Consider the following 25,801-nt stretch of genomic DNA (forward strand, 5'->3'; position numbering starts at 1 on the left):
GGACTGGGGCGCGTTCACCAGGTGAACTCCTCTTCACTGACGGGCTGCGGCGCGCTGGGCGCCATTGGGACGGGGATGACGGGCGGGGCGGACAGGGTAGCGGTTGCGCGGCGCTTTTCCAGCGGCCGCGGTCGCGGTTTGGGCGGGTCGGGGGGCACCAGTTCAGCGGTGCGCCGGCGCGGTTTGCGCGGCGCCCGCGGCCGGACCTCGGACAGCAGGGTGGCCAGCATGGCCGCATCGATGTTCCCGCCCGACACCACCGCGCACTTGCGCTTGCCGGCGACGCGGCGGCCGGCGGCCAGGGCCAGGGCGCCGGCGCCCTCGGCGATCAGGTTCTCCTCCAGCGCCAGCCGGACCAGGGTCTCGCGCAGCTCGGCCTCGCGGACGATCACCACGTCGTCCAGCAGGCGCGCGCAGAGCCGGCGGGTGAGCAGGCCGGGCACCTTGACCCGCACGCCGTCGGCCAGGGTGCGCGCCGGATCGATCGCGGCGGTGTCGCCCTTGATCGCGCGGGCCATCGAATCCACCCCTTCGACCTGGGCGCCGACCACGCGCACGCCCTGCGACTTCAGCGCCAGGGCCACGCCCGAGGCCAGACCGCCGCCGCCGATCGGGACGATGACCACGTCCGGCGTGTGCGGGGCGATCTCGATGCCGATGGTGCCCTGGCCGGCGATCACGTCCGGATCGTCGAACGCGGACAGGAAGCGGTAGTCGTTCTGCTCGGCCAGCTGCCGGGCGAAGGCATAGGCCTCGTCGTAGCTGTCGCCGTGCTGGCGCACGGTGGCGCCCCAGTGGGCCACGCCGGCGATCTTCGTCTGCGGCGCGCCGTGCGGCATCACCGTGATCGCCTGCACGCCCAGCCGGTACGCGGCCCAGGCCACGCCCTGGGCGTGGTTGCCGGCCGAGGCGCAGATCACCGGGCGGTGGTCGCCGCGTTCGCGCGCCGCCAGCATCGCATTGAGGGCGCCGCGCACCTTGTACGAGCCGGTGCGCTGCAGGTTCTCCAGCTTCAGCATCACGCCGAAGCGTTCGGCGTGGTGCATCGGCGTCACCGGCAGGTAGCGGCGCAACCGCGACTGCGCGGCCAGGACGTCGGCGACGCCGACTTCCGCGGGGTCCGCCCCGGGCCGGATGGCCTGGGCAGCCGCGTTCCCGGCAGCCGCCACGCCGGAGCGACCGACGTCGCCGACGTCGGGCTCTCCGCTGCTGGCGCTGGCGCGGCCGGTGTCAGGCATGCCGCGCGACCGTCGCCGGGCGATGTCGAAGAAGGCACCTCCGCACCACCGCCTCCGCGCGGGCGGCCGTGGCGGAACGGGGAGGAGCCTCGCGCATGCTCACGACGCGGCCTCCAGCGGCTGGGCTTCGGCCGGACTCGCCGCCACCGGAGCGGTTTCCATCGGGCTTATCTCGACCGACTCGCAGTCGTAGACCTTCTGCAGCTGGCGCTTGAGCGTCTCGGCCGGGCGGCCGCCGTCGACCACCAGCTGCAGGCGCCAGCGCCCGCCTTCGCCGTCGGAGCCGCCGGCGATGGCATGCGGCGCGAAGCCGCGGCGCTCGGTCATCCCGATCACCCGGACCAGCGCGCCCTCCACGGGCTTCAGCACCAGGTCAAGCCGGTAACGCATGCGCGGACTCCGCCTTCTGTTCGTTGGGGTTGGACTCCAGCATGGTGCTGTTGGCGGTGTTCGGCGGCACCAGCGGCCAGACGTTGGCGCGTGCGTCGATCGCCACGTGCAGCAGCCCCGGGCCGGGCGACGCCAGCAGCGCGGCCAGCGCATCGTCGACCTCGGCGCGCTTCTCGATGCGGGTGGCGGGGATCCCGCACACCCGCGCCAGCGCGGCGAAGTCCGGGTTGTCGGACAGGTCGATCTCGCTGTAACGCTTGTCGAAGAACAGCTCCTGCCACTGCCGGACCATCCCCAGCGAGCTGTTGTCCAGCAGGATCATCTTCACCGGCAGCTTGCAGCGGGCCACGGTGACCAGCTCCTGCACGTTCATCATGAAGCTGCCGTCGCCGGAGACCAGCACCACCGGGCGCTCCGGGCAGGCGAACTGGGCGCCCATCGCCGCCGGCAGGCCGAAGCCCATCGTGCCCAGCGCACCGGAGGTGAGGTGGTTGCGCGGATGGCTGAAGCGGCAATGCTGGGCGACCCACATCTGGTGCTGGCCGACGTCGCAGGCGATCACCGCATCGGGCACCAGTTCGCTGACGCGCTTGAGCAGGGCCGGGGCATAGATGTCCTGGCCCGGCGCGTCGTAGCGGGCGGAATGGCGTTCGCGGTTCTTGGCGCAACGCAGGCGCCATTCGTCCTGGGCTCGGTTGGCGGTGGCCTTGCGCGCACCGGAGGCGAGCGTCCGCAGGCCGGCGGCGACGTCCCCGGGCAGGGCGATGTCGGCGGTGCGCAGCTTGGAGATCTCGTAGGCGTCCGCGTCCAGGTGGATGACGCGGGCGAATGGCGCGAACTCGGCCAGCTTGCCGGTGGCGCGGTCGTCGAAGCGGGCGCCGACCACCACCAGCAGGTCCGACTCCTGCACGGCGATGTTCGCCGCGCGCGTGCCGTGCATGCCCAGCATGCCCAGGAAATGCGGGTGGTTGCCGGGCAGCGCACCCAGGCCGCGCAGGGTCAGCACGGTCGGGATGCGGGTGGCCTCGACGAACTGGCGGAACTCTTCCACCGCTTCGCCCAGGGCGATGCCGCCGCCGCCGTAAACCACGGGCTTCTCGGCGCAGGCGATCGCGGCGATGGCCTCGGCCAGCGCCGCGTCGGCCGGCGCCGGCTCGCGCGCCACCTCGGCCGGCACGTGCGCCGGCAGGTGTGCGGCGCTTCCCACCTGCACGTCCTTGGGCAGGTCGATCAGCACCGGCCCGGGCCGGCCCTCGCGGGCCAGGCGGAAGGCTTCGGCCAGCACGTGCGGCAGGTCGTCGACCTTCCGCACCAGGAAGCTGTGCTTGACGATGGGCAGGGTCATGCCGAACACGTCCAGCTCCTGGAACGCATCGGTGCCCAGCAGCGGCGTGGCGACCTGGCCGGTGATGCAGACCATCGGCACCGAGTCCAGCAGCCCGTCGGCGATGCCCGTCACCAGGTTCGACGCGCCGGGGCCGGAGGTGGCCACGCACACGCCGACCTTGCCGCTGGCGCGCGCATAGCCATTGGCGGCCAGCGCCGCGCCCTGTTCGTGGCGGACCAGGACGTGCTTCAGTCCCGAGTCCACGAGCGCATCGTAGAACGGCATGATCGCGCCGCCCGGATAGCCGAAGATCGTGTCCACCCCCTCGGCTTCCAGCGCATGCGCGACCCAGGCCGCGCCATTGCGCAGCCCGGCCGCCGCAGTGGGGGAGGTCGCGTTCATGCGGCGGCGGTCCTCTTCGCGTTGGCGTCATCGGTATCGGGCTGGCCGGCGTTGGCCTGCAGCCAGACCATCTTCGCGCGCAGCTCGCGGCCGACCTTCTCGATCGGATGGTCCTTGTCGGCCTGCTGGAACTTGCGGTAGTTCGGCAGGCCGGCGTCGTACTCGGCCTGCCAGTTGCGGGTGAAGGTGCCGTTCTGGATGTCGGTCAGCACGTCCTTCATCCGCGCCTTGACCGAGGCGTCGATCACCCGCGGGCCGCTGACGAAGTCGCCGTACTGCGCGGTCTCGGAGACGAACTCCAGCATGCGGGTGATGCCGCCTTCGTAGAACAGGTCGACGATCAGCTTCAGCTCGTGCAGGACCTCGTAGTAGGCGATCTCCGGCTGGTAGCCCGCCTCGACCAGCGTCTCGAAGCCGGCCTGGACCAGCGAGGACGCGCCGCCGCACAGCACGGCCTGCTCGCCGAACAGGTCGGTCTCGGTCTCTTCCTTGAAGGTGGTCCTGATGATGTTGGCGCGCGCGCCGCCCAGGCCGCCGGCATAGGCCAGGGCCAGCTGCTCGGCCTTGCTGGACTTGTCCTGGTAGACGGCGTAGATGCACGGCACGCCGCGGCCGATCTCGTACTCGCGGCGGACCAGCGCACCCGGGCCCTTCGGCGCGACCAGGACCACGTCCAGGTCATCGCGCGGGCTGATCATGCCGAAGTGCACGTTGAGGCCGTGCGCGAACAGCAGGCAGGCGCCGGGCTTCATGTTCGGCGCCAGCACGTCCTCGTAGAGCTTCTTCTGGACCATGTCCGGGGTCAGCACCGCGACCAGGTCGGCGTCCTTGACCGCGTCGGCCGGCGACTTGACCACGAAGCCGTCGGCCTGGGCCTTGGCTTCGGTCGGGCCGCCCGGACGCAGGCCGACGACCACGTCGAACCCGGAGTCGCGCAGGTTCAGCGCATGCGCGCGTCCCTGGCTGCCGTAGCCGACGATCGCGACGCTCTTGATGGGAGCGTGGGAGGAGGTGCTGCTGGTCATGGCGTGGTCCTGTGCGGTTGCGTGGAGGTGATGGTGGAAGCGAAGGGGGTGGAATGTGCCGTAAACGATTTGTTTCTGCTGATAATTTCCGGCCGCCGTGACGGCCAACAAAAAACCCCGCGCCTTTCGGTGCGGGGTTTTGCGAATCTGGCGTGGTGTTTCTGCTTACGCGCCGGTTCGTCCCGCACCTGTTGGCGAGGTAATAAGGACGAGGACGACGAGCGACGCCGCGCCGCGGGGCGCGTTGCGGTCGTGGGTCGAGGGCGTGTGGCGATGCAGCATGGAACGGAGGAAAGCACGCCCGTTCGCGGCTTGTCAAGCGATCGTAGGGACGCGCTACTGTTGCAGTTGCAACCGTGGACATGGCCCGCGCACGCCGCACAATCGAACACGATTCGTGCCGCTTCCTGCACCGGATTCCACGCCGTCCCGACCGCGCGCCCGCAGGTGCGTGGCTTTCCCTCCACCCACGCGCCAGCGTCCGCCAGCGTTCTTCCGACCATGCCCGACTACCGTTCCAGGACTTCCACCCACGGCCGCAACATGGCCGGCGCGCGCGCGTTGTGGCGCGCCACCGGCATGAAGGACGACGATTTCCACAAGCCGATCGTCGCCATCGCCAACTCGTTCACCCAGTTCGTGCCCGGCCACGTCCACCTCAAGGACCTCGGCCAGCTGGTCGCGCGCGAGATCGAGCGGGTCGGCGGCGTGGCCAAGGAATTCGACACAATCGCGGTGGACGACGGCATCGCCATGGGCCATGACGGCATGCTGTATTCGCTGCCCAGCCGCGAGCTGATCGCCGACTCGGTCGAGTACATGGTCAACGCGCACTGCGCCGACGCGCTGGTGTGCATTTCAAACTGCGACAAGATCACCCCCGGCATGCTGATGGCCGCGCTGCGGCTGAACATCCCCACGGTGTTCGTCTCCGGCGGGCCGATGGAGGCGGGCAAGACACGCCTGGCCGACCACAAGCTCGACCTGATCGACGCAATGGTGATGGCCGCCGACCCGAACGCCAGCGACGAGCAGGTCGCCGCGGTCGAGCGCAGCGCGTGCCCGACCTGCGGTTCGTGCTCGGGCATGTTCACCGCCAATTCGATGAACTGCCTGACCGAGGCGCTGGGCCTGTCGCTGCCGGGCAACGGCACCGTGCTGGCCACCCATGCCGACCGCGAGGCGCTGTTCAAGCGCGCCGGCGTGACCGCGGTGGAACTGTGCCATCGCTGGTACGGCGCGGAGGACGCCAGCGCGCTGCCGCGCGGCATCGCCACGTTCGCCGCGTTCGAGAACGCGATGACGCTGGACATCGCGATGGGCGGCTCGACCAACACCATCCTGCACCTGCTGGCCGCCGCGCAGGAGGGCGAGGTCCCGTTCGGCATGCGCGACATCGACCGGCTGTCGAAGCGCGTGCCGCAACTGTGCAAGGTGGCGCCGAACACGCAGAAGTACCACATCGAAGACGTGCACCGCGCCGGCGGGATCATGGCGATCCTGGCCGAGCTGGCGCGCGGCGGACTGCTCGACACCTCGGTGCCGACCGTGCACGCGAAGACCCTGGGCGAGGCGATCGCCGCCTGGGACGTCACCGCCACCGCCGACGAGGCCGTGCACACGTTCTACAAGGCCGGTCCGGCCGGGATCCCGACCCAGGTCGCCTTCAGCCAGGCCACGCGCTGGCCGTCGCTGGATACGGATCGCGCCGAAGGCTGCATCCGCGACATGGCCCATGCGTTCTCGAAGGAGGGCGGCCTGGCCGTGCTCCACGGCAACATCGCCGTCGACGGCTGCGTGGTGAAGACCGCCGGCGTGGACGAATCGATCCACGTGTTCGAGGGCAACGCGCGCGTGTACGAAAGCCAGGACGCGGCCGTGAAGGGCATCCTCGGCGACGAGGTGCAGGCCGGCGACGTGGTGGTGATCCGCTACGAAGGTCCCAAGGGCGGGCCGGGCATGCAGGAAATGCTGTATCCGACCAGCTACCTCAAGTCCAAGGGCCTGGGCAAGCAATGCGCGCTGCTGACCGACGGCCGTTTCTCCGGCGGCACCTCGGGGCTGTCGATCGGCCACGCCTCGCCCGAGGCGGCGGCCGGCGGGGCGATCGGCCTGGTCCGCAACGGCGACCGGATCCGGATCGACATCCCGGCGCGCACGATCGACCTGCTGGTGTCCGAGGCGGAACTGGCGGCGCGCCGCGCCGCGCAGGACGCGAAGGGCTGGAAGCCGGCCGAGCCGCGTCCGCGCAAGGTCAGCACCGCACTGAAGGCCTACGCCCTGCTGGCCACCAGCGCCGACAAGGGAGCGGTGCGCGACAAGGCGCTGCTCGACGGCGTGTGAGGCTCGCCAGGTCGCTTTTCGCCGCCGCCGCGCTCGTGTTGCTGGCGCCGTCGCCGGCGCCGGCCGGCGAGGCCGCACCGTGGGTGGTGGCCACCTACGCCTACCCGCAGCGCGACCGTGCCGCCGCGATCCGGCCGCTGGCCGACTATCTCGGCCGCCGTGGCGACCATCCGGTGCGGGTGGCCGTGCTGCCGTCGCCGACCGCGCTGGTCGATGCGCTGCGCCGGGGCCAGGTCGACGTGGCGGTACCGAACCTGCACGGTTACCTGCAGGCGCGGCCGGGTTCCGGCGACATCCGTGCATTGCCGGTGCCCGACGTGCCGGTCGTGCAGGCCGACCGCTATCGCGCGGTGATCGTAGCCCGCGCTGGGATCGATTCGATCCAGGTGCTGCAGGCGCAGGCCGCGGACCTGCGGCTGGTCCTGGTCGGGGCGGACTCGGCGTCCGGCGGATTCGTTCCGCTCGCCGGTCTGCGAGCGATGGGACTGCGTCCGCAGGCGGACTTCGACTCGGTGGCCCATGCCGGCTCGCATGCGGCGGCGCTGCAGGCCCTGGTCGACGGGCACGCCGATGTCGCCGCGCTGGCCGCCGACGTCTACGACGCTGCCTCGCCGGCGGGCCTGCACGAGCTGTGGCGTTCCGCGCCGATTCCGCCCGGCCCGCTGCTGTGCCGGATGGCCGCCACCGTGCCCTGCGACGACATCGCCGCGTGGCTGCTGGAGGCGCATGCGCGCGACCCGTCGGTGATGGCGGCACTGCGCGCCGGGTGGCCGGAGTTCGGCGATGCCCGTGTCTTCGTGACGGCACCGCCGATGCCGCTGGACCTGCCGCAGGCCGATTGAGCGGAGGGCCTTGCCGCCCGGATACCGCTGCCGCGCTGCGCGGGACGGAAGGGCGTACGGCCAGGCCGCGGACGGCGCCAGTTGGCGTAATCTGGCGACGGCTCGGGGAGGGAGAGGGCGATGGGACGCGCTGCGGGAAAGTGGCTGGCCCTGCTGCCGGCCGTCATGCTGGCCGCCACCCTGGCCGGCTGCACCAGCATCGGCGTGCAGCGGGTCGGGATCGACCGCACCGACTACACGCGGCAGTTGCGGCAGAGCGACAAGGAGCAGCTGCTGGCCAACATCGTGGCCTTGCGCCACGGCGACGCGCCGATGTTCCTGGAGGTCAGTTCGGTCATCAGCCAGTACAGCCGCGAGAGCACCGGCGAGCTGCAGGCCGCGATTGCTCCGGCGGTCGACAACGACGCCGGCGCCATCGGCGGATCGGTGGTCCTGCGCGAATCGCCCACGGTGACCTATACCCCGCTGACCGGCGAGCGCTTCTCGCGCAGCATGCTGGCGCCGCTGACGCCGGCAGTGGTGCTGGCCACGATGGAGGCAGGCTGGGCCTCGGACCTGCTGTTCCCGTTGGCGGTGCGCTCCATCAACGGCGTCGGCAACGGCAGCAGCGCGCCGCTGTTCGAGCAGCGGGCGGACCCGGACTTCGCCGCGGTGGTCGCCGCGCTGCGCCGGCTGCAGCGCACCCAGGCGCTCGCGATCCGCGTGCGCCAGAAGGAGGAGACCTTCCAGGCACTGGCGCGGGTGCGTCCGGCGCTGGATCCGCAGGAACTGGCGGACATCACCTTCCTCTCCGAACGGCTGGGCATCGAACGCGGCGCCGGCGAGCTGCGGGTCGTGTTCTCGACCTACCCGCACGACCGCGGCGAGCTGGCGATCGCCACCCGCTCGATGTTCGAGATCCTGATGGAGCTGGCACAGGGCGTGGAGATGCCCGGCTCGCCACCGCCGGCTTCGGCGCTGGTGCGGATCCGCAGCGGCGCGCAGGCGCCGGCCGGTGCGCACGTGGCGGTGCGCTCCGGCGATTCCTGGTTCTGGATCGACGGACATGACGAGTCCTCGAAGCGTATGTTCCTGCTAACCCAGGTGATGATGTCGATCGCCGACACCGGCGGTGGCTCCGGTTCGCCGCTGGTGACGATCCCGGCAGGTTGACCCGGACGCGAACCCGGTCCCGGCGGCCGTGCGGCGCGATCGGCTATCTTTCCGGGAAATCGTCCACGGTCCGATCCCATGTCCCTGCTCCGTCGTTCCCTGCTGTGCGCCGCCCTGCTGCTGCCGGCCGGCGCCTCCGCCGCCGACCGCATCACCGGCGAGCTGTTCGCCACCCGCTCGGAGGTGATCGCACCGCACGCGATGGCCGCCACCTCGCATCCGCTGGCCACCCAGGTGGCGCTGGACGTGATGAAGCAGGGCGGTTCTGCGGTGGACGCGGCGATCGCCGCCAACGCCGCGCTGGGGCTGATGGAGCCGACCGGCAATGGCATCGGCGGCGACCTGTTCGCGATCGTGTGGGATCCGAAGACGGAGAAGCTCTACGGCTACAACGGCTCCGGTCGCTCGCCGAAGTCGCTGACCCTGGCCGAGTTCAAGCGCCGCGGGCTCAGGGATATCCCGCCGACCGGCCCGCTGCCGGTATCGGTGCCCGGCACGGTGGACGGCTGGTTCGCGCTGCACGGCCGGTTCGGCCGCCGCGCCATGGCCGACAACCTGGCGCCGGCGATCCGCTACGCGCGCGAAGGCCATCCGGTGCACGAAGTGATCGCCTACTACTGGGATCGTTCGGTGCCGCGCCTTTCGCAGCATCCCGGCTTCAAGGAGCAGTTCACCATCGATGGCCGCGCCCCGCGCAAGGGCGAACTGTGGAAGAACCCCAACCTGGCCGACACCCTGCAGAAGATCGCCGACGGCGGGCGCGACGCGTTCTACAAGGGCGACATCGCCCGCACCATCGACGCCTACTTCCGCGCCAACGGCGGTTTCCTCGGCTACGAGGACCTGGCCGCGCACCAGGGCGAGTGGGTCGAGCCGGTGTCGACCAACTACCGCGGTTACGACGTGTGGGAGCTGCCGCCCAACAGCCAGGGCATCGCCGCGCTGCAGATGCTCAACGTGCTCGAAGGCTACGACTTCTCGAAGATCGGCTTCGGCTCGCCCGAGCACGTGCACCTGTTCGTGGAGGCGAAGAAGCTGGCCTTCGCCGACCGCGCGCGGTTCTACGCGGACCCGGCATTCCAGCCGGCGCCGGTGGCGAAGCTGGTGTCGAAGGAGTACGCCGCCCAGCGCCGCCAGCTCGTCTCGATGGACAAGGCCCTGCGCGAGGCCCAGCCGGGCACCCCGAAGCAGCTGGAGGAAGGCGACACGATCTACCTGACCACCGCCGACGCGGACGGCATGATGGTCTCGCTGATCCAGTCCAACTACCGCGGCATGGGCAGCGGCATGGCGCCGCCGGGACTGGGCTTCATCCTGCAGGACCGCGGCGAGATGTTCGTGCTGGCCGGCTGCGACCGCGAGCCGGTCCATCCGAACTGCTATGCCCCGGGCAAGCGCCCGTTCCAGACCATCATCCCGGCCTTTATCACCAAGGGCGGCAAGCCGTGGGTGAGCTTCGGCGTGATGGGCGGCGCGATGCAGCCGCAGGGCCACGTGCAGATCGTGATGAACCTGGTCGACTTCGGCATGAACCTGCAGGAAGCCGGAGACGCGCCGCGGATCCAGCACGAGGGCTCGACCGAACCGACCGGGCAGGGCACGGCGATGAGCGACGGCGGCGAGGTCAACCTCGAAACCGGATTCCCCTACGAGACCGTGCGCGAGCTGATGCGCAAGGGTCATCGCATCATCTTCGCCGACGGTCCCTACGGCGGTTACCAGGCGATCCTGCGGGCGGACAACGGCGTCTACTTCGGCGCTTCGGAGAGCCGCAAGGACGGCCATGCCGCCGGCTACTGAGCCTGTCCTCCGGACCACGCATCGCCGGGCCACGCGCCGTCGACACGATTCCCTTCCCGTCCATGGGCGCCGCGTGCGCGGAATAGGTGATATGCGCCGTTCGCATGCGTGTCGCGGGGGCGCCGCCAGCGTGTAAGGTGCGGCGCATCCGCGTGCGATCGCGGGCTGACTGGACGGGGAGTTCTTATGCACGTGCCTGCCGGATGGGCGGGCGGCTTCGGCCGCATCGCGATGTGGGGTGTCCTCTCGCTGTCGGTTGTGCTGGCGGCGTGTTCGCGAAGGCCCGCGAACGAGGCCGATGGCGGCGCCAATGCCGCTGCCGGCTCCGCAGCCGCCACCCCGGCCGTGACGTCGCGGCAGTCCGGGTTCGTCAAGGTCGAGGGCACGCGCTTCGTGCTCGACGGCAAGCCCTACCGCTTCGCCGGCGCGAACTTCTGGTACGGCGCCTACCTGGGCGCGCCCGACGGCGTCGGCGACCGCGAGCGCCTGCGCGCCGAACTCGACCAGCTCAAGGCCGCAGGCATCGACAACCTGCGCGTGCTGGCCATGTCGGAGGCCAGCGGCTTCAAGCGCGGCGTGCGGCCGGCGATCATGTCCGCGCCCGGCCAGTACGACGAGGCGATGCTGCAGGGACTGGACTACCTGCTGGCGGAGATGGCCCGCCGCGACATGAAAGCCGTGCTCTACCTCAACAACTTCTGGCAGTGGTCCGGCGGCATGTCGCAGTACGTGGCCTGGGCCACCGGCGGCTCGGTGTCCGAGCACGACCCGGACCTGACCGGCGACTGGAACGGGTTCATGCAGAACTCGGCGCGCTTCTACGCGATCCCCGAGGCGCAGGCCTGGTATCGAGACGCGATCGCCACCGTGGTCGGCCGCACCAACAGCATCACCGGCGTGGCCTACGTGGACGATCCCACGGTGATGTCCTGGCAGCTGGCCAACGAGCCGCGTCCGGGCAGCGATGCCGGCGGCAAGGCGAATGCCGACGGCTACGTGCGCTGGATCGACGAGACCGCCGGGTACATCCGTGGGCTGGCGCCGAAACAACTGGTCAGCACCGGCAGCGAGGGCGAGAAGGGCTCGGCGGGCGACATGGCGCTGTTCGTCCGCGCCCACGACACGCCGAACGTCGATTACCTGACCTTCCACCTGTGGCCGTCCAACTGGAGCTGGATCGACCACAAGGACCCGGCGGCCAGGCTGGATTCCGGGCTGGCGACCTCGCTCGACTACATCGACCGGCACATCGAAGTGGCGGGGAAACTGGGCAAGCCCATCGTCCTGTCCGAATTCGGCCTCAACCGCGACCAGGGCGCCTACGACCCGGCCTCGGGCACGCAGGCGCGCGACCGCTTCTACCAGGCGATCTACGCGCGCCTGCTCGAGCGGATGCAGGCCGGCGACGCCATCGCCGGCTCCAACTTCTGGGCCTGGGGCGGCCGTGGCCGCACCACCAACGCCGACTGGATGTGGGCGCCGGGCGACCCGTTCACCGGCGATCCGCCGCAGGAGGCGCAGGGCCTGTTCTCGCTGTTCGACAGCGACGCCTCGACCCTGGGGATCGTGTCCGACCACGCGCGCGCGGTGCACGCGCTGCCCTGAGGCGCAGCTCGCTGCGCCGGTGATGTCAGGGCGTGCCGGCCGGCGGGCCGCCGGTGTCGCCCGTGCCGACTGCCGCCTCGCCCCGACGTGGGCGACCGAGCAGCCAGTCCTCCAGCGCATGGCGCATGCGCTGGGCGCGCCGTTGCCGCACCTGCATCGTGTGGACCAGCACGCGCCGCAAGGCAAGGGCGACCAGCACCAGCAGCAGCGCGAACGGCAGCGCGGAGACCGTGACCAGGCCCTGCAGTGCCCCCAATCCACCCGCCAGCAGCAGGGTTCCGGCCACCAGGGCGATCGCCATGCCCCAGGCCAGGCGGCGCCGCATGGGCGGGTCTCCGGGCTGCTCGCTGGACATGCTGGCCAAGACCAGCACGGCCGAATCGGCCGAGGTGACGAAGAAGATCGCCACCAGCGCCAAGGCGATCGCCGACATCGTCGCCCCCAGCGGCAGGTACGAGAAGACCGCGAACAGGACGTTCTCGTAGCCCGACTCCAGCACCGGCCCCAGGTCGGCGCCCGAGAACAGCTGCAGCCAGAGCGCGGTGCCACCGAAGATCGAGAACCAGGCGAAGCCGAGCAGGCTGGGCGCGAGCACCGTGCCCACGACGAACTCCCGGATCGTGCGGCCGTAGGACACGCGCGCGATGAACGCGCCAACGAATGGCGCCCAGGAGATCCACCAGGCCCAGTAGAAGATCGTCCAGTCCATCACCCAGTGGCCGCCGGAGAAGGGCGACAGGCGCAGGCTCATGCGCACCAGGTCGTCCAGGTAGCTGCCCAGGCTGGTGGTGAACACGTCGAACAGGAACGCGGTCGGTCCCAGCACCAGCACCATCGCCATCAGCAGGGCGGCCAGCACCAGGTTGGCGCTGGACAGCCACTTGATGCCGCGATCCACGCCGCTCAGGCTCGAGGCCATGTACAGCACGAAGGCGACGGCGATCACCGTCAGCTGCACCGGGAGGCTGTCGGGCGTGCCGAACAGCCGGCCCAGGCCGGCGACGATCTGCAGGGTCCCGAATCCCAGCGTGGTGGCCACGCCTATCGCGGTGGCCACGACCGCGGCCGTGTCGACCAGCCTGCCGGCGAACCCGCGATGGTGGCGCCCCAGCAGCGGTTGCAGCAAGTCGCTGACCTGGCCGCGGCCGCGCCGGTTGTACTGGAACCAGGCCATCGCCAGCCCCACCAGGCCGTACACGGCCCAGGGATGCAGGCCCCAATGGAAGAACGCGTAGCGCATCGCCGCCCGCGCCGCCGGCACGCTGCCCGGTTCCAGTCCCTCGGGCGGCTTGAAGAAATGGGACACCGGCTCGGCCGCGCCCCAGAACACCAGGCCGATGCCCATGCCCGCGGCGAACAGCATCGCCAGCCAGCTGGCGCCGGAGAAGGCCGGTTCGGCGTCATCGCCGCCGATGCGCAGGTCCCCCAGCCGGCCGAAGGCCAGGTAGAGCATGAACACCAGGGTGAAGAACACGACGACCAGGTACATCCAGCCGGTGTATTGCAGGGTCGCGGCGAGCAGGCCGCGCACGACCGCCTCGAAACGGTCCGGCGCCAGCCCGGCAGCGGCGACCAGCAGGGCGACCAGCAGGAAGGAGATGCGGAAAACCATGCCGCCCCCGGGTCCGGTGGGGTGGCGAGTCTAGCAAAGCCCGCCTGCGCACCGTCCGTGGCGGCCGTGCCCCGCGCTCCGGCGTGTGGTCTAATCGTCGCCGAAGCGGGGGTACCGCGGCCGATGCGGCGCGGTTGAGACAGACCCTTCGAACCTGATCCGGTTGAGACCGGCGTAGGGAGCTTCGTGCCACGCCCGGCGGCCGCCGGGCGTGCTGCGCTCCGCTTCGGTGTCCCACCGCCCGTCCCCCGGGCCGGTTTACCCATGCGCCGGAGTCCACGATGAATGCCAGCTTCAAACCGGAAGCGACCGCCACGCTGCTGCAACAGACCGAGCAGCTTTCCGAATCCGTGACCCGGCCGATCCCGGGCTCGCGCAAGATCCACGTCGGAGGTTCGCGCCCCGACCTGCGCGTGCCGATGCGCGAGATCGCGCTGACCCGCACGCCGACCGTGTTCGGCGGCGAGGAGAACGCGCCGGTCACCGTCTACGACACGTCCGGCCCGTACACCGACCCGGAGGCGCGGATCGACCTGGCCGCCGGCCTGCCCGCCCTGCGCGCGCAGTGGATTGCCGAGCGCGGGGACACCGAGCTGTTGCCGGCGCTGAGCTCCGAGTTCGGCCGTGCCCGCGAGCACGATCCGAAGCTGGCCGCGGTGCGCTTCCCGGGCCGCCCGCTGCCGCGCAAGGCCGCCGCTGGCGCCAACGTCACCCAGATGCACTACGCTCGGCGCGGAATCGTCACCCCCGAGATGGAATACGTGGCGATCCGCGAGAACCAGCGCCTGGAGGCGGTGCGCGACGGCGGCCTGCTGGCCCAGCATCCGGGCGAGAGCTTCGGCGCGAACATCCAGAAGATCATCACCCCGGAATTCGTGCGCGACGAGATCGCACGCGGCCGCGCGATCCTGCCCAACAACATCAACCACCCGGAAAGCGAGCCGATGATCATCGGCCGCAACTTCCTCACCAAGATCAACGCCAACATCGGCAATTCCGCGGTGTCCTCGGGCATCGCCGAGGAGGTCGAGAAGCTGGTCTGGTCGATCCGCTGGGGCGGCGACACGGTGATGGACCTGTCCACCGGCAAGCACATCCACGAGACCCGCGAGTGGATCATCCGCAACTCGCCGGTGCCGATCGGGACCGTGCCGATCTACCAGGCGCTGGAGAAGGTCGACGGCCGCGCCGAGGAGCTGACCTGGGAGATCTTCCGCGACACGCTCATCGAGCAGGCCGAGCAGGGCGTGGACTACTTCACCATCCACGCCGGCGTGCTGCTGCGCTACGTGCCGCTGACGGCAAGGCGCGTCACCGGCATCGTCTCCCGCGGCGGTTCGATCCTGGCCAAGTGGTGCCTGGCGCACCACAAGGAGAATTTCCTCTACACCCACTTCGAGGACATCTGCGAGATCATGAAGGCCTACGACGTGGCCTTCTCGCTGGGCGACGGCCTGCGCCCGGGTTGCATCGCCGATGCCAACGACGCGGCCCAGTTCGGCGAGCTGGAGACGCTGGGTGAACTCACGAAGATCGCCTGGAAGCACGACGTCCAGACCATGATCGAAGGCCCCGGCCACGTGCCGATGCAGCTGATCAAGGAAAACATGGACAAGCAGCTGCGCGAGTGCGGCGAGGCGCCGTTCTACACGCTCGGCCCGCTGACCACCGACATCGCACCGGGCTACGACCACATCACCTCGGCGATCGGCGCGGCGATGATCGGCTGGTTCGGCACGGCGATGCTCTGCTACGTCACCCCGAAGGAGCACCTGGGCCTGCCCAACCGCCAGGACGTTCGCGACGGGATCATGGCCTACAGGATCGCCGCGCATGCGGCCGACCTGGCCAAGGGCCATCCGGGCGCGCAGGTGCGCGACAACGCGCTGAGCAAGGCGCGCTTCGAGTTCCGCTGGGAGGACCAGTTCCACCTCGGCCTGGATCCGGAGAAGGCCAGGGAATTCCACGACGAGACCCTGCCCAAGGATGCGCACAAGCTCGCGCATTTCTGCTCGATGTGCGGCCCGCATTTCTGCTCGATGAAGATCACCCAGGACGTGCGCGACTACGCCGCCGAGCACGGGGTCGACGAGCAGGCGGCGTTGGAGGCCGGGATGGCCGAGAAGTCGGCGCAGTTCCTGGAGCAGGGGGCGCAGGTCTACCGCCCGGGTTGACCTGCCGGCCGCGGCGGCGATGCGCTATCGTCGCCGCTGTCCCGGAACCGGCAAGGAATGGCAATGAGCGCAGGCACCAGCGTGGTCAGGGCGGGGATCGGCTTCGGCACCGCCCTGGCGATCACCCTTTCGTGGACGGCCAACAAGTCGCTGCTGTGGGTGATCATCCACGGCATCCTGGGCTGGATCTACGTCGTCTACTACGCGCTGTTCAAGCATTTCGGCTGAACGATGGCCGCGTTCGCGCCGCTGCGCTGGGTGGTCCGGATCCGCCGCCATCCGTCGGCATTGCTGCTGGCCGTGCAGCTGCTGGGGGTGATGCTGTACCCGGTGATGGAACAGGCCGCCGCCGGGCGCGCGCTGTTCGGCGCGTTCGGCATCGTCGTGCTGCTGCTGGCGGTCTGGGTGGTCAAGCGCAGCCCGGCCCTGGGCTGGGTCGCCTGGTGCCTGGCGCTGCCGGCGGTGCTGCTGTCTATCGCCGCGGCGCTGCTCGGCAAGCCGGTCCTGACCGCGATGTCGCAGGCGCTGGAAAGCCTGCTGTACTTCTACGCGGCCGGCAGCCTGACCGCGTACATGCTCGAGGACCACGAGGTCACGCGCGACGAACTGTATGCGTGCGGTGCCACCTTCACGCTGCTGGCCTGGGCGTTCGCGTTCGCTTTCTCGGTCTGCCAGATCGTCAATCCGGGCAGCTTCGCTGCGACCTCCGAATTGCCCCAGCGCACCTGGATGGAGCTGCTCTACCTGAGCTTCAGCCTGCTCTCCGGCGTGGGCCTGAGCGACGTCGTGCCGGTGCTGCCGCAGGCGCGCGCGCTGGCGATGCTGGCCCAGTTCGCCGGCGTGATGTACATCGCGCTGGTGGTGTCGCGCCTGATCGGCTTGAGCGTGGTCAGGCGCGGCCGCGGCGCGTGAGCTGATTGCGGGGACGAGTGACCCGGCGTTCGCGGCGCGCGCGGAGACGTTGCTCCGCCGCTGACGCGGCGGCGCCGGTTCATTCACGCCGCCAGCGGGGTGGCGTTGAGCGCTTCGGCGTAGCCGCGCCAGTCGCCCAGGCGCGACACGACGCCGGTGCGGGTCAGGTAGGCCTCGTCGGGCTCTTCGCGGGCGGCCAGGGCCATGGCGGTGTGGACCGCACCGGTGACCCAGAAGCTGCGCGTGCTCGAGCGCGACGGCGAGCGATGGAACGCGACCGCTTCGATGATCGGCATCGGCAGGCCCCACAGGCCCAGCAGGTAGGCGCCGGCCTCGGCATGGCCCGGGCGCGCATCGCCCTCGACCGCCGCCTCGCGCTCGTCGCGAACACCCGGAAGCAGCAGGCCGATGTCGGCCAGCAGCGCGGCGGTGGCGCCGAGTTCGGCGCTGGATTCGGGGAGCATGCGCTTGGCCAGGCGCGAGGCCAGCAGGGCGCGCTGCTGCAGCGCCGCGCGGTCCACGCCGGATGCCCCGGGCAGCGAGAACACCTCGCTGGCCAGGACCAGGTCGCGCAGCGTGGAGATGCCCAGGCGGGTCACCGCCGCGCGCAGGTCGGCGATGGTGCGGCCGTTGGAGAAATAGGCCGAATTGCACAGCTGCAGCACCTTCGCCGCGATCGCCGGGTCGCCGGCCACCAGGCGGGCGATGTCCGAGGCACTGGTGTCCTCGTCGGTCTCCAGCGCGTTCATCAGGCGCAGGTAGAGCTGCGGCGGCGAGGGCAGCTGCTCGACCCGGCCGATCCGTTCGCGCAGGACCGGGTTGTCGAGCAGTTCGCGCAGTTCCTCGAGGCTGCCGATCGCCTCCAGCAGCACTTCCGGCGCCAGCGGCGCAGGCAGGAAGCGGTGGGCCAGGCCGATGATCCGCGCCGGCGGGTTCTGGTCGCCGTCGATCACCGCCACGCGCGAGGCTTCCGCGCGCAGGGTGCGCACCTGGCCCAGCAGGGTGGCCGGCGGCATGTCGGGAAGGGTGGGTGCGACCAGGATCACGTCCAGTGGCTGGGCGGCGACGCGCGCCATCGCACCGCCGGCGTCTTCGCAACGCTCCACTTCCCAGTCCTGGCCCAGCTCGGCCACCAGCTCGACCAGGGTGGCCGGAAACACGGCTTCATCGCCGACAAACAGAATGCGCACGAAAAACCTCCCATGGGGCGACGCGGGAACAGGCGGAGGGCCGGCCTGGGCCGGATGTCCGTAGCCGGTATCGGTCGGAGGGGAGGGAAAGTTGAGCTGGTGGCGCCGGGTGGCGCCGCGAAGATGCGGAACTGTGCGTCAGTTCCCGTTTGCTGCCGCGGCAGGCCGATCGCCGGCGGCCGGTGCCGGCCTTGCCGGGGTCCGGTGGACCGGCAAGGCCCCGGCGCCGACCGCAGCCGGCGCCGGGGCGCGGCGGTCAGGCCTTGTCGGCCGCGCGCTTCATCGCGTCGACCAGGATCTGCTTGGCTTCGGCGGCGTCCCCCCAGCCGTCGAGCTTGACCCACTTGCCCTTTTCCAGGTCCTTGTAGTGCTCGAAGAAGTGGCCGATGCGCTCCAGCCAGTGCGGCGAGACCTGGCCGATGTCTTCCACGTGCGCGTAACCGGAGAACACCTTGGACACCGGCACGGCCAGGATCTTCTCGTCGCTGCCGGCCTCGTCGGTCATCTTCAGCACGCCGACCGGGCGGCAGCGCACCACCGAGCCGGGAATCAGCGGCAGCGGCAGCACCACCAGCACGTCGGCCGGGTCGCCGTCGCCGCACAGGGTGTCGGGCACGTAGCCGTAGTTGCACGGATAGCGCATCGGGGTGGAGAGGATGCGGTCGACGAAGATCGCGCCGCTTTCCTTGTCCACTTCGTACTTCACCGGCTCGGAGTCCTTGGGGATCTCGATGATGACGTTGATTTCCTCGGGCGGATTGCGCCCGGCGCTGACCTGGTCGAGGCCCATGTGCTGCTCCGTTGCGATGCTGGATGGGGGAAAAGGCGGCCATTTTACGCCTTCGGCTGCTGCGGCGCACAAAGCACGCAGGCCCCCGATCCGGGGCGCCACAAACGCGAAGCCCCGGCATGGCCGGGGCTTCGGACCCAGCAGGAACAATCACTTACAGCAAAGGCACCAGCAGCAGCGCCACGATGTTGATGATCTTGATCAGCGGGTTGATGGCCGGTCCGGCGGTGTCCTTGTAGGGGTCGCCGACGGTGTCGCCGGTGACCGCGGCCTTGTGCGCCTCGCTGCCCTTGCCGCCGAAGTGGCCATCCTCGATGTACTTCTTGGCGTTGTCCCAGGCACCGCCGCCGGTGGTCATCGAGATCGCCACGAACAGGCCAGTCACGATGGTGCCGATCAGCAGGCCGCCGAGCGCCTTCGGTCCCAGCAACAGGCCGACGACGATCGGCACGGCCACCGGCAACAGCGACGGCACGATCATCTCCTTGATCGCCGAGCGGGTGAGCATGTCCACCGCGCGGTCGTACTGCGGCTTGGCCGTGCCCTGCATGATTCCCGGGATCTCGCGGAACTGGCGGCGCACTTCCTCCACCACCGCGCCGGCCGCGCGGCCGACCGCCTCCATCGCCATCGCGCCGAACAGGTACGGGATCAGGCCACCGATCAGCAGGCCGATGATCACGGTGTGGTCGGACAGGTCGAACGCGAACACCTGGCCCGGGTTGTTGGCCTGCAGGTTGTGGGTGTAGTCGGCGAACAGGACCAGCGCGGCCAAAGCGGCCGAGCCGATCGCATAGCCCTTGGTCACCGCCTTGGTGGTGTTGCCGACCGCGTCGAGCGGGTCGGTGACGTTGCGCACCTCCGGCGGAAGTTCGGACATCTCGGCGATGCCGCCGGCGTTGTCGGTGATCGGGCCGTAGGCGTCCAGCGCCACGATCATGCCGGCCATCGACAGCATCGCGGTCGCGGCGATGGCGATGCCGTACAGGCCGCCGTGCAGGTGCGCGAACCAGATCGCCAGGCACACCGCCACCACCGGCAGCGCGGTCGACTTCATCGACACGCCCAGGCCGGCGATGATGTTGGTGCCATGGCCGGTGGTCGAGGCCTGCGCGACGTGCTTGACCGGGCCGTACTGGGTGCCGGTGTAGTACTCGGTGATCCAGACGATCAGGCCGGTCAGGACCAGGCCGATCAGCGCGCAGATGTAGAGGTTGATCGCCCCGTGCGAATTGTCGGCCATCAGCGAGGTGGTGATCGGCCAGAACGCGATCGCCGCCAGCACGCCGGACACGATCACGCCCTTGTACAGCGCGCCCATGATCGAGCCGCCCGGCTTCACCTTGACGAAAAACGCGCCGATGATCGAGGCCACGATCGACACGCCGCCCAGCACCAGCGGATACAGCACCGCGTTGCGGCCGACCTCGTCGATCATCAACCCGCCCAGCAGCATGGTCGCGATCACCGTGACCGCGTAGGTCTCGAACAGGTCGGCGGCCATGCCGGCGCAGTCGCCGACGTTGTCGCCGACGTTGTCGGCGATCACCGCCGGGTTGCGCGGATCGTCTTCCGGGATGCCGGCTTCGACCTTGCCGACCAGGTCGGCGCCCACGTCGGCGCCCTTGGTGAAGATGCCGCCGCCGAGGCGGGCGAAGATCGAGATCAGCGAAGAGCCGAAGGCCAGGCCGACCAGCGCGTGCAGGTTGTCGGCCTGGCTCAGGCCCAGCCGCTGCAGCAGCCAGTAGTAGCCGGCCACGCCGAGCAGGCCCAGGCCGACCACCAGCATCCCGGTGATCGCGCCGCCGCGGAAGGCCACGTCCATCGCCGGGCCCAGGCCGCGACGGGCCGCCTCGGCGGTGCGCACGTTGGCGCGGACCGAAACGTTCATGCCGATGTAGCCGGCCGCGCCGGACAGCACCGCGCCGATGGCGAAGCCGATGGCGGTGTACCAGCTGAGGAAGAAGCCGACCAGCACGAACAGGGCCGCGCCGGCGATGGCGATGGTCAGGTATTGACGGTTGAGGTAGGCGCGGGCGCCTTCCTGGATGGCAGCGGCGATCTGCTGCATGCGTTCGTTGCCCGCCGGTTGCGCCAGGATCCAGCGCGCGGACACGATGCCGTAGAGGATTGCGAGGACGGCGCAGAGCAGTGCCAACGCCAAACCGTATTGTTCCAGCATGAACCCCTCCCAAGGTTGATGGATGCCACCCAGTGGACGGGTGAACAGGAGGGCACGCCGGGCAAGTCGTGAAGCACTGGAGCGGACCCGAGCCGAGGCGCGTCACACCGTGTTCAACATCCCTGGAGCAGCCCGAGTATGACCGCATGGCCGGCCGTAAGGCCACATGGCGTTCATGCGGACGGTGACAGGATCGACGCCTCTCCCCGCCGATCGAGCGCCGATGCCCGTCCACGCGCCCCACTCGCCACCCGAGCAGTCCCGGCCGCACCCGGCGTCGACGGACCCGCGTCCGGGCCAGGCCGAGATCTTCCGCCAGGCCTTCCTGCTCGCCGTGCTCGTGGCGGTCGCGGCCGTCGCCGCGCCGCTGCAGGCCCAGGCGCCGCAGCGCGAGCGCACCGGGACGCCGCAGGCTACGGGGGCGCTGCACACGGTCCGCACCATCCCCGAGGCGTGCACCCGCCTGGAAGGCATGTACACGGGCGATCCGGCGCAGCCGTACCGGCTGCAGCCGGTGGAGACCGCGCCCGGATGCCGGCAGCGGGCGCGCTACGTGGACCCGGCCCAGGCCCGGCCGGACGCCGGTGCCGGCTGGGTGCTCGATGACCTGGTCCGCGTTCCGGATGCCGCCTGCCCGCAGCGGCAGGCGCTGGTGCGGGTGTGGCGCAAGCCCGTCGACCAGACCCTTCAGCTGGACGGACAGGGCCGGGTGCGGATCTACCTGCAGGATGCGCAGAAGCAGGCAGCCGCCGGGCAGATGCGCGAGCTTCCGGAATATTCGGCGCAGCTGGAACTCGCGGGCCGCTGCGGCTGAGCCGCGTCAGCCTTCCGGGAACAGCGCCACATACCGCCGCTGCATCTCCTCCGGCGTCACCTCCTCGATGCTGTGGCCGATGTTCCAGCGGTGGCCGAACGGATCGATGACCACCCCGGAGCGCTCGCCGTAGAAGGCATCGCTGGCGGCGCGCTCGAGCGTGGCGCCGGCGGCGACGGCGCGCTGGATCGTGGCGTCGGCATCGTCCACGTGCAGGTGCAGGGTGGTGCCGTGGCCGTGCGCCGGGTCGGGCTTGCGGATGCCCAGCTCCGGGAATTCCTCGCACAGCATCAGGATGGTGCCGTCGAAGTCCACCTCGGCGTGGCCGATGCGTCCGCCCGGTTCGACCAGGCGGAACTTCTCCGTGGCGCCGAAGGCGTGCCGGTAGAAGTCGATCGCGCGCGCGGCGTCGGCGACGCAGAGGTAGGCGAACAGTTCGTGGGTAGCCATGGCTGCCTCGCTGGCGGAAGGGACCGGCCGGCAGGATGGCCCGTCGCCGGCCACCGGATATTGGAAAAAACTGACGGCTCAATCCACCCGGACGTGGCGTGGATGCAGGTGGCCATCCCGGTAGCAACGGGCCGGCAGGCCGGCGAACTGGCGGAAGTCGCGCGCCAGGTGCGCCTGGTCGAAGTATCCGTGCTCGGCGGCCAGACCGCTCCAGTCCGGGCACCCGTCCACCTGCGCCAGCACGCGCTGGAACCGGCGCAGGCGCGCGTAGCGCTTGGGCGCCAGCCCGGTCGCGTCGCGGAACCGGGCGATGAAATGGCGATGGCTGCAGCCTGCCTGCGCCAGCACCTCGCGCAGGTCGGCGCTACGATCGAGCGCGGCGATGGCATGGTCCACTTCCGCGGCCAGCGGCGCGACCGGTCGCAGCTGCGCCAGCAGGGAGCGCTCGAGCACCGCCAGGCGTGCATCGGGCGTGTCGGCGCGCGCCAGCCTGGCGTGCAGTTCGTCGACCGCCCCGCCCCAGAAGTCGCGCAGGGGTGCGTGCCGTTCGGCCAGGGTGGCGGCCGAGACGCCCAGCAGCGCCCAGGATGCGCCGGGCAGCAGCTGCGCGCCGACCGTGCAGCCCGGCTCGGTGCGCTTGGCGTAATAGCGGCTGCGCGCGCCGCAGACCACCGCGGTGTCGATCGCCTGGCCGGCGCGGTCGCCGCGACCGGCATACAGCTGCAGCGGCGGCCCGTCGATGCGGACCGCCAGGTGCATCTCGCCGGAGGGAATGACGTGCTCGCGTCGCGCGCGCACGGCCTGCCCGACCCACAGGCTGCCGACGTAAGGCCGCAGCGCGGCCGCCAGCGGCGCGCGCGCAGTCATGGCATCAGCCTTCCCAGGCCGGAAGCTTCTTCTTCACCGGCGTGTTCTTCAGTGCCACGTATTTCGGCAGGCCGTCGCGCCCCCAGGGCAGCGGCGCCTCGCCCTGGATCAGCGGCTGCAGGTACTCGCGCGCCTTCGCCGTGATGCCGTAGCCGTCCTTGCGCAGGAAGCCGGCCGGCATGGTCTTCTCGTGGTTGGCGACCTTGTGCAGCGGCGCCGGCTCGATCTTCCAGCGGTACGGCGTGCTGGAGGTGCGCACGATCACCGGCATCACCGCGTTCATGCCCTTGAGCGCGTACTGCACCGCGGCCTTGCCCACCGCCTGCGCCTGCTCCCAGTCGGTCTTGGAGGCGACATGGCGGGCCGAGCGCTGCAGGTAGTCGGGCAGGGTCCAGTGGACCTTGTAGCCCAGCGAATCCTTGACCTTTCCGGCCAGGTACGAGGCCACGCCGCCGAGCTGGGTGTGGCCGAACGCGTCCTTGCCGCCGCCGGCGTCGGCGACGAACTTCCCGTCCTTGTCGCGGATGCCCTCGCTGGCCACCACCACGCACCAGCCGACCTTCTTCACCACCTTGTCGACCTGGGCCAGGAACGCGGCCTCGTCGTAGGCGCGCTCGGGGAACAGGATGATCTGCGGGGCGTCGTCGGGCGATTGCCCGGCCAGGCCGGCCGCGGCGGCGAGCCAGCCGGCGTGGCGGCCCATGGCCTCGTAGACGAACACCTTGGTCGAGGTCTCGGCCATGGCGGCCACGTCCAGCGCCGCCTCGCGCACCGACACGGCGGTGTACTTGGCGGCCGAGCCGAAGCCCGGGCAGGTGTCGGTCACCGCCAGGTCGTTGTCGATGGTCTTGGGAACACCAATACAGGTCAGCGGGTAGCCGAACTCGGCCGCCAGCTGGGAGACCTTCCAGGCGGTGTCGGCCGAGTCGTTGCCGCCGTTGTAGAGGAACCAGCGCACGTCGTGGGCCTTGAGCACCTCGAGCAGCCGTTCGTACTTCGCCCGGTCCGCGTCCACCGACTTGAGCTTGTAGCGGCAGGAGCCGAAGGCGCCGCCGGGGGTGTGGGCCAGTGCGGCGATGGCCGCGGCCGACTCCTTCGAGGTGTCCACCAGTTCCTCGCGCAGCGCGCCGAGGATGCCGTTGCGGGCGGCCAGCACCTTGATGCCCCGGGCCCGCGCCTCGCTGATGACGCCGCTGGCGGTGGCGTTGATGACGGCGGTGACGCCGCCGGACTGGGCGTAGAGCAGGGTGCCTTGCGGGGTGGCTCGGGCCATGGACGCGGTTCCTCCGGAGGGGACAATTCTGGGACAGCGCCACCGGATGCGGTAAGCTGCACCGGAATGGTGCGGTGCAATGCAGTGGTGCGCAGCGACGAAAGTCTAGCGCCCCCGGCCGCCACGGGACATTTCTTCATCGGAGCGATCGATGCGACTGGTACTTCTGGGCCCGCCCGGCTCGGGCAAGGGAACGCAGGCCGCGCGCCTGAAGGAAACCCTCGGCGTCCCCCACATCTCCACCGGCGACCTGCTGCGTGCCGAGGTGGCCGCCGGGACGCCGCTGGGCCTGCAGGCCAAGGAAGTGATGGCCCGGGGCGACCTGGTCTCCGACGAGATCCTGCTGGGCATGCTCGAATCGCGCCTGGGGCGCGACGACGTCGCCAACGGCTTCATCCTCGACGGCTATCCGCGCAACCTGGCCCAGGCGGCGGCGCTGGACGGCCTGCTGGCCAAGATCGGCCAGCCGCTGGACGCGGTGGTGCAGCTGGACGTGGGCACGGACCTGCTGGTCGAGCGCATCGCCGGCCGCGCCCAGGCCGAAGGCCGCGCTGACGACAATCCCGAATCGGTGCGCAAGCGCCTGCAGGTCTACAACCACTCCACCGCCCCGGTGATCGGCTTCTACGAGAACCGCGGCACGCTGACCCGGATCGACGGCGTCGGCAGCATGGACGAGATCACCGCGCGGGTGCTGGCGGCGCTGAAGGGCTGAGCCCGCCGCAGTCGTGCTGGATCAACGCGCGTCGCCCCCGGGGCGGCGCGCGTTTTCTTTTGGGCGATATTCCGGGTGGGGCGGCGGCGTGTGCTTGCGGCCGCGCGACGCAACGGCCACTGGAACCGCAACGGCAACCGCTGTAACGGCAGCGCGGCTGGCTTCGGCGGGAGCCGCGGCAGGCCGGGGGTGTCGCAGCCGCTCGGGCGTACATCCATGTACGCACTCGCTACCGCGGCCATCCATGGCCGCTGCTGCGACCCCCCCGGCCTGCCACGTCTTCTGGGGCTTCCAGATCGTGGCGTTGATCCCGGCAAGCGCCGGCCTTGCCCCGGTGCCCGGTGTCGTCGGGATCGGCGGCGTTGCCACGGATCCAGCGTCCAGGCCGACAGCCGGGCTCCGCCGCGCCCACCTGCGGCGACGGCGGCCAGGAAGCAGCATCACGTTCTCCAGAAAACCGCGTTCTGCTTCTGATCGAAGCGACGAACTGCCAGCTGCCCGAGGACGTCGTGTCCTGGGGGTGGGGCGCAAGTGGCACAGGGATGTGCCACGACCCGAGTACGGACAGGACGTCCGCCCGAGGGATGCGCCCCGCCCCCAGGGCACGGCGGCCCCTTCCGAAGCCGACGCCCCGCGACCCGGCTCAAATACCCAGGTTCACGGTGGTTCCAGGATTCCACGCCTTTAGCGCGGCTCCG

21 protein-coding genes and 1 riboswitch are annotated in these 25,801 nt (G+C 70.5%); of the genes, 10 read left to right on the forward strand and 11 right to left on the reverse strand.

Going from position 1 to position 25,801, the window contains the following annotated elements; all coding sequences use genetic code 11:
• Positions 1-14: 14 nt before the first annotated feature.
• From CSC66_RS11925 to ilvC, 4 genes are all read right to left on the reverse strand, one after another.
• Positions 15-1,238 (reverse strand): threonine dehydratase, encoded by a 1,224-nt coding sequence (locus CSC66_RS11925; protein ID WP_162377619.1) that lies wholly within the window; start codon positions 1,236-1,238, stop codon positions 15-17.
• Positions 1,239-1,337: 99 nt separating this feature from the next.
• Positions 1,338-1,628, reverse strand: a complete 291-nt coding sequence (locus CSC66_RS11930; RefSeq protein WP_162377620.1) for an ACT domain-containing protein — start codon at positions 1,626-1,628, stop codon at positions 1,338-1,340.
• The gene (gene ilvG, locus CSC66_RS11935; protein ID WP_162377621.1) at positions 1,612-3,357 is read right to left on the reverse strand and encodes an acetolactate synthase 2 catalytic subunit; all 1,746 of its coding nucleotides are present in this window, start codon (positions 3,355-3,357) and stop codon (positions 1,612-1,614) included. The genes CSC66_RS11930 and ilvG overlap by 17 nt, the downstream gene beginning before the upstream one ends.
• Positions 3,354-4,382 carry a ketol-acid reductoisomerase gene (gene ilvC, locus CSC66_RS11940; RefSeq protein ID WP_162377622.1) on the reverse strand — a complete coding sequence of 343 codons (1,029 nt, stop codon included), beginning with the start codon at positions 4,380-4,382 and terminating at the stop codon, positions 3,354-3,356. Before ilvC ends, ilvG begins: the two co-directional genes overlap by 4 nt.
• A gap of 501 nt (positions 4,383-4,883) precedes the next feature.
• Between ilvC and ilvD the strand changes: the two genes are divergently transcribed.
• From ilvD to CSC66_RS11965, 5 genes are all read left to right on the forward strand, one after another.
• On the forward strand, positions 4,884-6,725 hold the full coding sequence (gene ilvD / locus CSC66_RS11945) for a dihydroxy-acid dehydratase (protein ID WP_162377623.1): 1,842 nt from the start codon (positions 4,884-4,886) through the stop codon (positions 6,723-6,725).
• Positions 6,722-7,567, forward strand: coding sequence for a phosphate/phosphite/phosphonate ABC transporter substrate-binding protein (locus CSC66_RS11950; protein ID WP_162377624.1), 846 nt, complete (start codon positions 6,722-6,724; stop codon positions 7,565-7,567). Before ilvD ends, CSC66_RS11950 begins: the two co-directional genes overlap by 4 nt.
• 120 nt (positions 7,568-7,687) lie before the next feature.
• Positions 7,688-8,719, forward strand: coding sequence for a hypothetical protein (locus tag CSC66_RS11955; protein ID WP_162377625.1), 1,032 nt, complete (start codon positions 7,688-7,690; stop codon positions 8,717-8,719).
• A 78-nt stretch (positions 8,720-8,797) separates the two neighbouring features.
• A complete protein-coding gene (ggt, locus tag CSC66_RS11960) occupies positions 8,798-10,519 on the forward strand; it encodes a gamma-glutamyltransferase (RefSeq protein ID WP_162377626.1) in 1,722 nt (573 codons plus the stop codon).
• 192 nt (positions 10,520-10,711) lie between these two features.
• Positions 10,712-12,124, forward strand: coding sequence for a glycoside hydrolase 5 family protein (locus CSC66_RS11965; RefSeq protein WP_238394383.1), 1,413 nt, complete (start codon positions 10,712-10,714; stop codon positions 12,122-12,124).
• A gap of 25 nt (positions 12,125-12,149) precedes the next feature.
• On the opposite strand, the gene CSC66_RS11970 is transcribed toward CSC66_RS11965, so the two are convergent.
• Positions 12,150-13,736 carry a BCCT family transporter gene (locus CSC66_RS11970; protein ID WP_162377627.1) on the reverse strand — a complete coding sequence of 529 codons (1,587 nt, stop codon included), beginning with the start codon at positions 13,734-13,736 and terminating at the stop codon, positions 12,150-12,152.
• 97 nt (positions 13,737-13,833) lie between these two features.
• A riboswitch (TPP riboswitch) is annotated at positions 13,834-13,934 on the forward strand.
• An 83-nt stretch (positions 13,935-14,017) separates the two neighbouring features.
• Between CSC66_RS11970 and thiC the strand changes: the two genes are divergently transcribed.
• From thiC to CSC66_RS11985, 3 genes are all read left to right on the forward strand, one after another.
• Entirely contained in the window at positions 14,018-15,910 is a 1,893-nt protein-coding gene (gene thiC / locus CSC66_RS11975; RefSeq protein ID WP_162377628.1) for a phosphomethylpyrimidine synthase ThiC, read from the forward strand.
• A 63-nt stretch (positions 15,911-15,973) separates the two neighbouring features.
• Positions 15,974-16,138 carry a hypothetical protein gene (locus CSC66_RS11980; RefSeq protein WP_162377618.1) on the forward strand — a complete coding sequence of 55 codons (165 nt, stop codon included), beginning with the start codon at positions 15,974-15,976 and terminating at the stop codon, positions 16,136-16,138.
• Positions 16,139-16,141: 3 nt separating this feature from the next.
• On the forward strand, positions 16,142-16,822 hold the full coding sequence (locus tag CSC66_RS11985) for an ion channel (protein ID WP_162377629.1): 681 nt from the start codon (positions 16,142-16,144) through the stop codon (positions 16,820-16,822).
• Between the two features lie 83 nt (positions 16,823-16,905).
• On the opposite strand, the gene CSC66_RS11990 is transcribed toward CSC66_RS11985, so the two are convergent.
• The 3 genes from CSC66_RS11990 to CSC66_RS12000 form a co-directional block, all read right to left on the reverse strand.
• Positions 16,906-18,012: an HDOD domain-containing protein gene (locus CSC66_RS11990; protein WP_162377630.1), complete on the reverse strand. Its 1,107-nt coding sequence runs from the start codon at positions 18,010-18,012 to the stop codon at positions 16,906-16,908.
• Between the two features lie 256 nt (positions 18,013-18,268).
• Positions 18,269-18,802: an inorganic diphosphatase gene (gene ppa / locus CSC66_RS11995; protein WP_162377631.1), complete on the reverse strand. Its 534-nt coding sequence runs from the start codon at positions 18,800-18,802 to the stop codon at positions 18,269-18,271.
• A 154-nt stretch (positions 18,803-18,956) separates the two neighbouring features.
• Complete coding sequence (locus CSC66_RS12000; protein WP_162377632.1) at positions 18,957-20,984, reverse strand: sodium-translocating pyrophosphatase; 2,028 nt, start codon at positions 20,982-20,984, stop codon at positions 18,957-18,959.
• Positions 20,985-21,207: 223 nt separating this feature from the next.
• Between CSC66_RS12000 and CSC66_RS12005 the strand changes: the two genes are divergently transcribed.
• Positions 21,208-21,798, forward strand: a complete 591-nt coding sequence (locus CSC66_RS12005; protein ID WP_238394384.1) for a hypothetical protein — start codon at positions 21,208-21,210, stop codon at positions 21,796-21,798.
• A gap of 6 nt (positions 21,799-21,804) precedes the next feature.
• Here the strand turns inward: CSC66_RS12005 and CSC66_RS12010 are convergent, their stop codons facing one another.
• The 3 genes from CSC66_RS12010 to CSC66_RS12020 form a co-directional block, all read right to left on the reverse strand.
• Positions 21,805-22,248 carry a VOC family protein gene (locus CSC66_RS12010; RefSeq protein WP_162377633.1) on the reverse strand — a complete coding sequence of 148 codons (444 nt, stop codon included), beginning with the start codon at positions 22,246-22,248 and terminating at the stop codon, positions 21,805-21,807.
• Between the two features lie 78 nt (positions 22,249-22,326).
• Complete coding sequence (locus tag CSC66_RS12015; protein WP_162377634.1) at positions 22,327-23,115, reverse strand: helix-turn-helix domain-containing protein; 789 nt, start codon at positions 23,113-23,115, stop codon at positions 22,327-22,329.
• Positions 23,116-23,119: 4 nt separating this feature from the next.
• Positions 23,120-24,388 (reverse strand): 6-phosphofructokinase, encoded by a 1,269-nt coding sequence (locus CSC66_RS12020; protein WP_162377635.1) that lies wholly within the window; start codon positions 24,386-24,388, stop codon positions 23,120-23,122.
• Between the two features lie 151 nt (positions 24,389-24,539).
• Here CSC66_RS12020 and CSC66_RS12025 point away from each other — a divergent pair, with 151 nt between their 5' ends.
• Entirely contained in the window at positions 24,540-25,103 is a 564-nt protein-coding gene (locus CSC66_RS12025) for an adenylate kinase (protein ID WP_162377636.1), read from the forward strand.
• Positions 25,104-25,801: the final 698 nt, after the last annotated feature.

This window comes from Pseudoxanthomonas kaohsiungensis (assembly GCF_010211765.1).
Lineage (GTDB): Bacteria > Pseudomonadota > Gammaproteobacteria > Xanthomonadales > Xanthomonadaceae > Pseudoxanthomonas > Pseudoxanthomonas kaohsiungensis.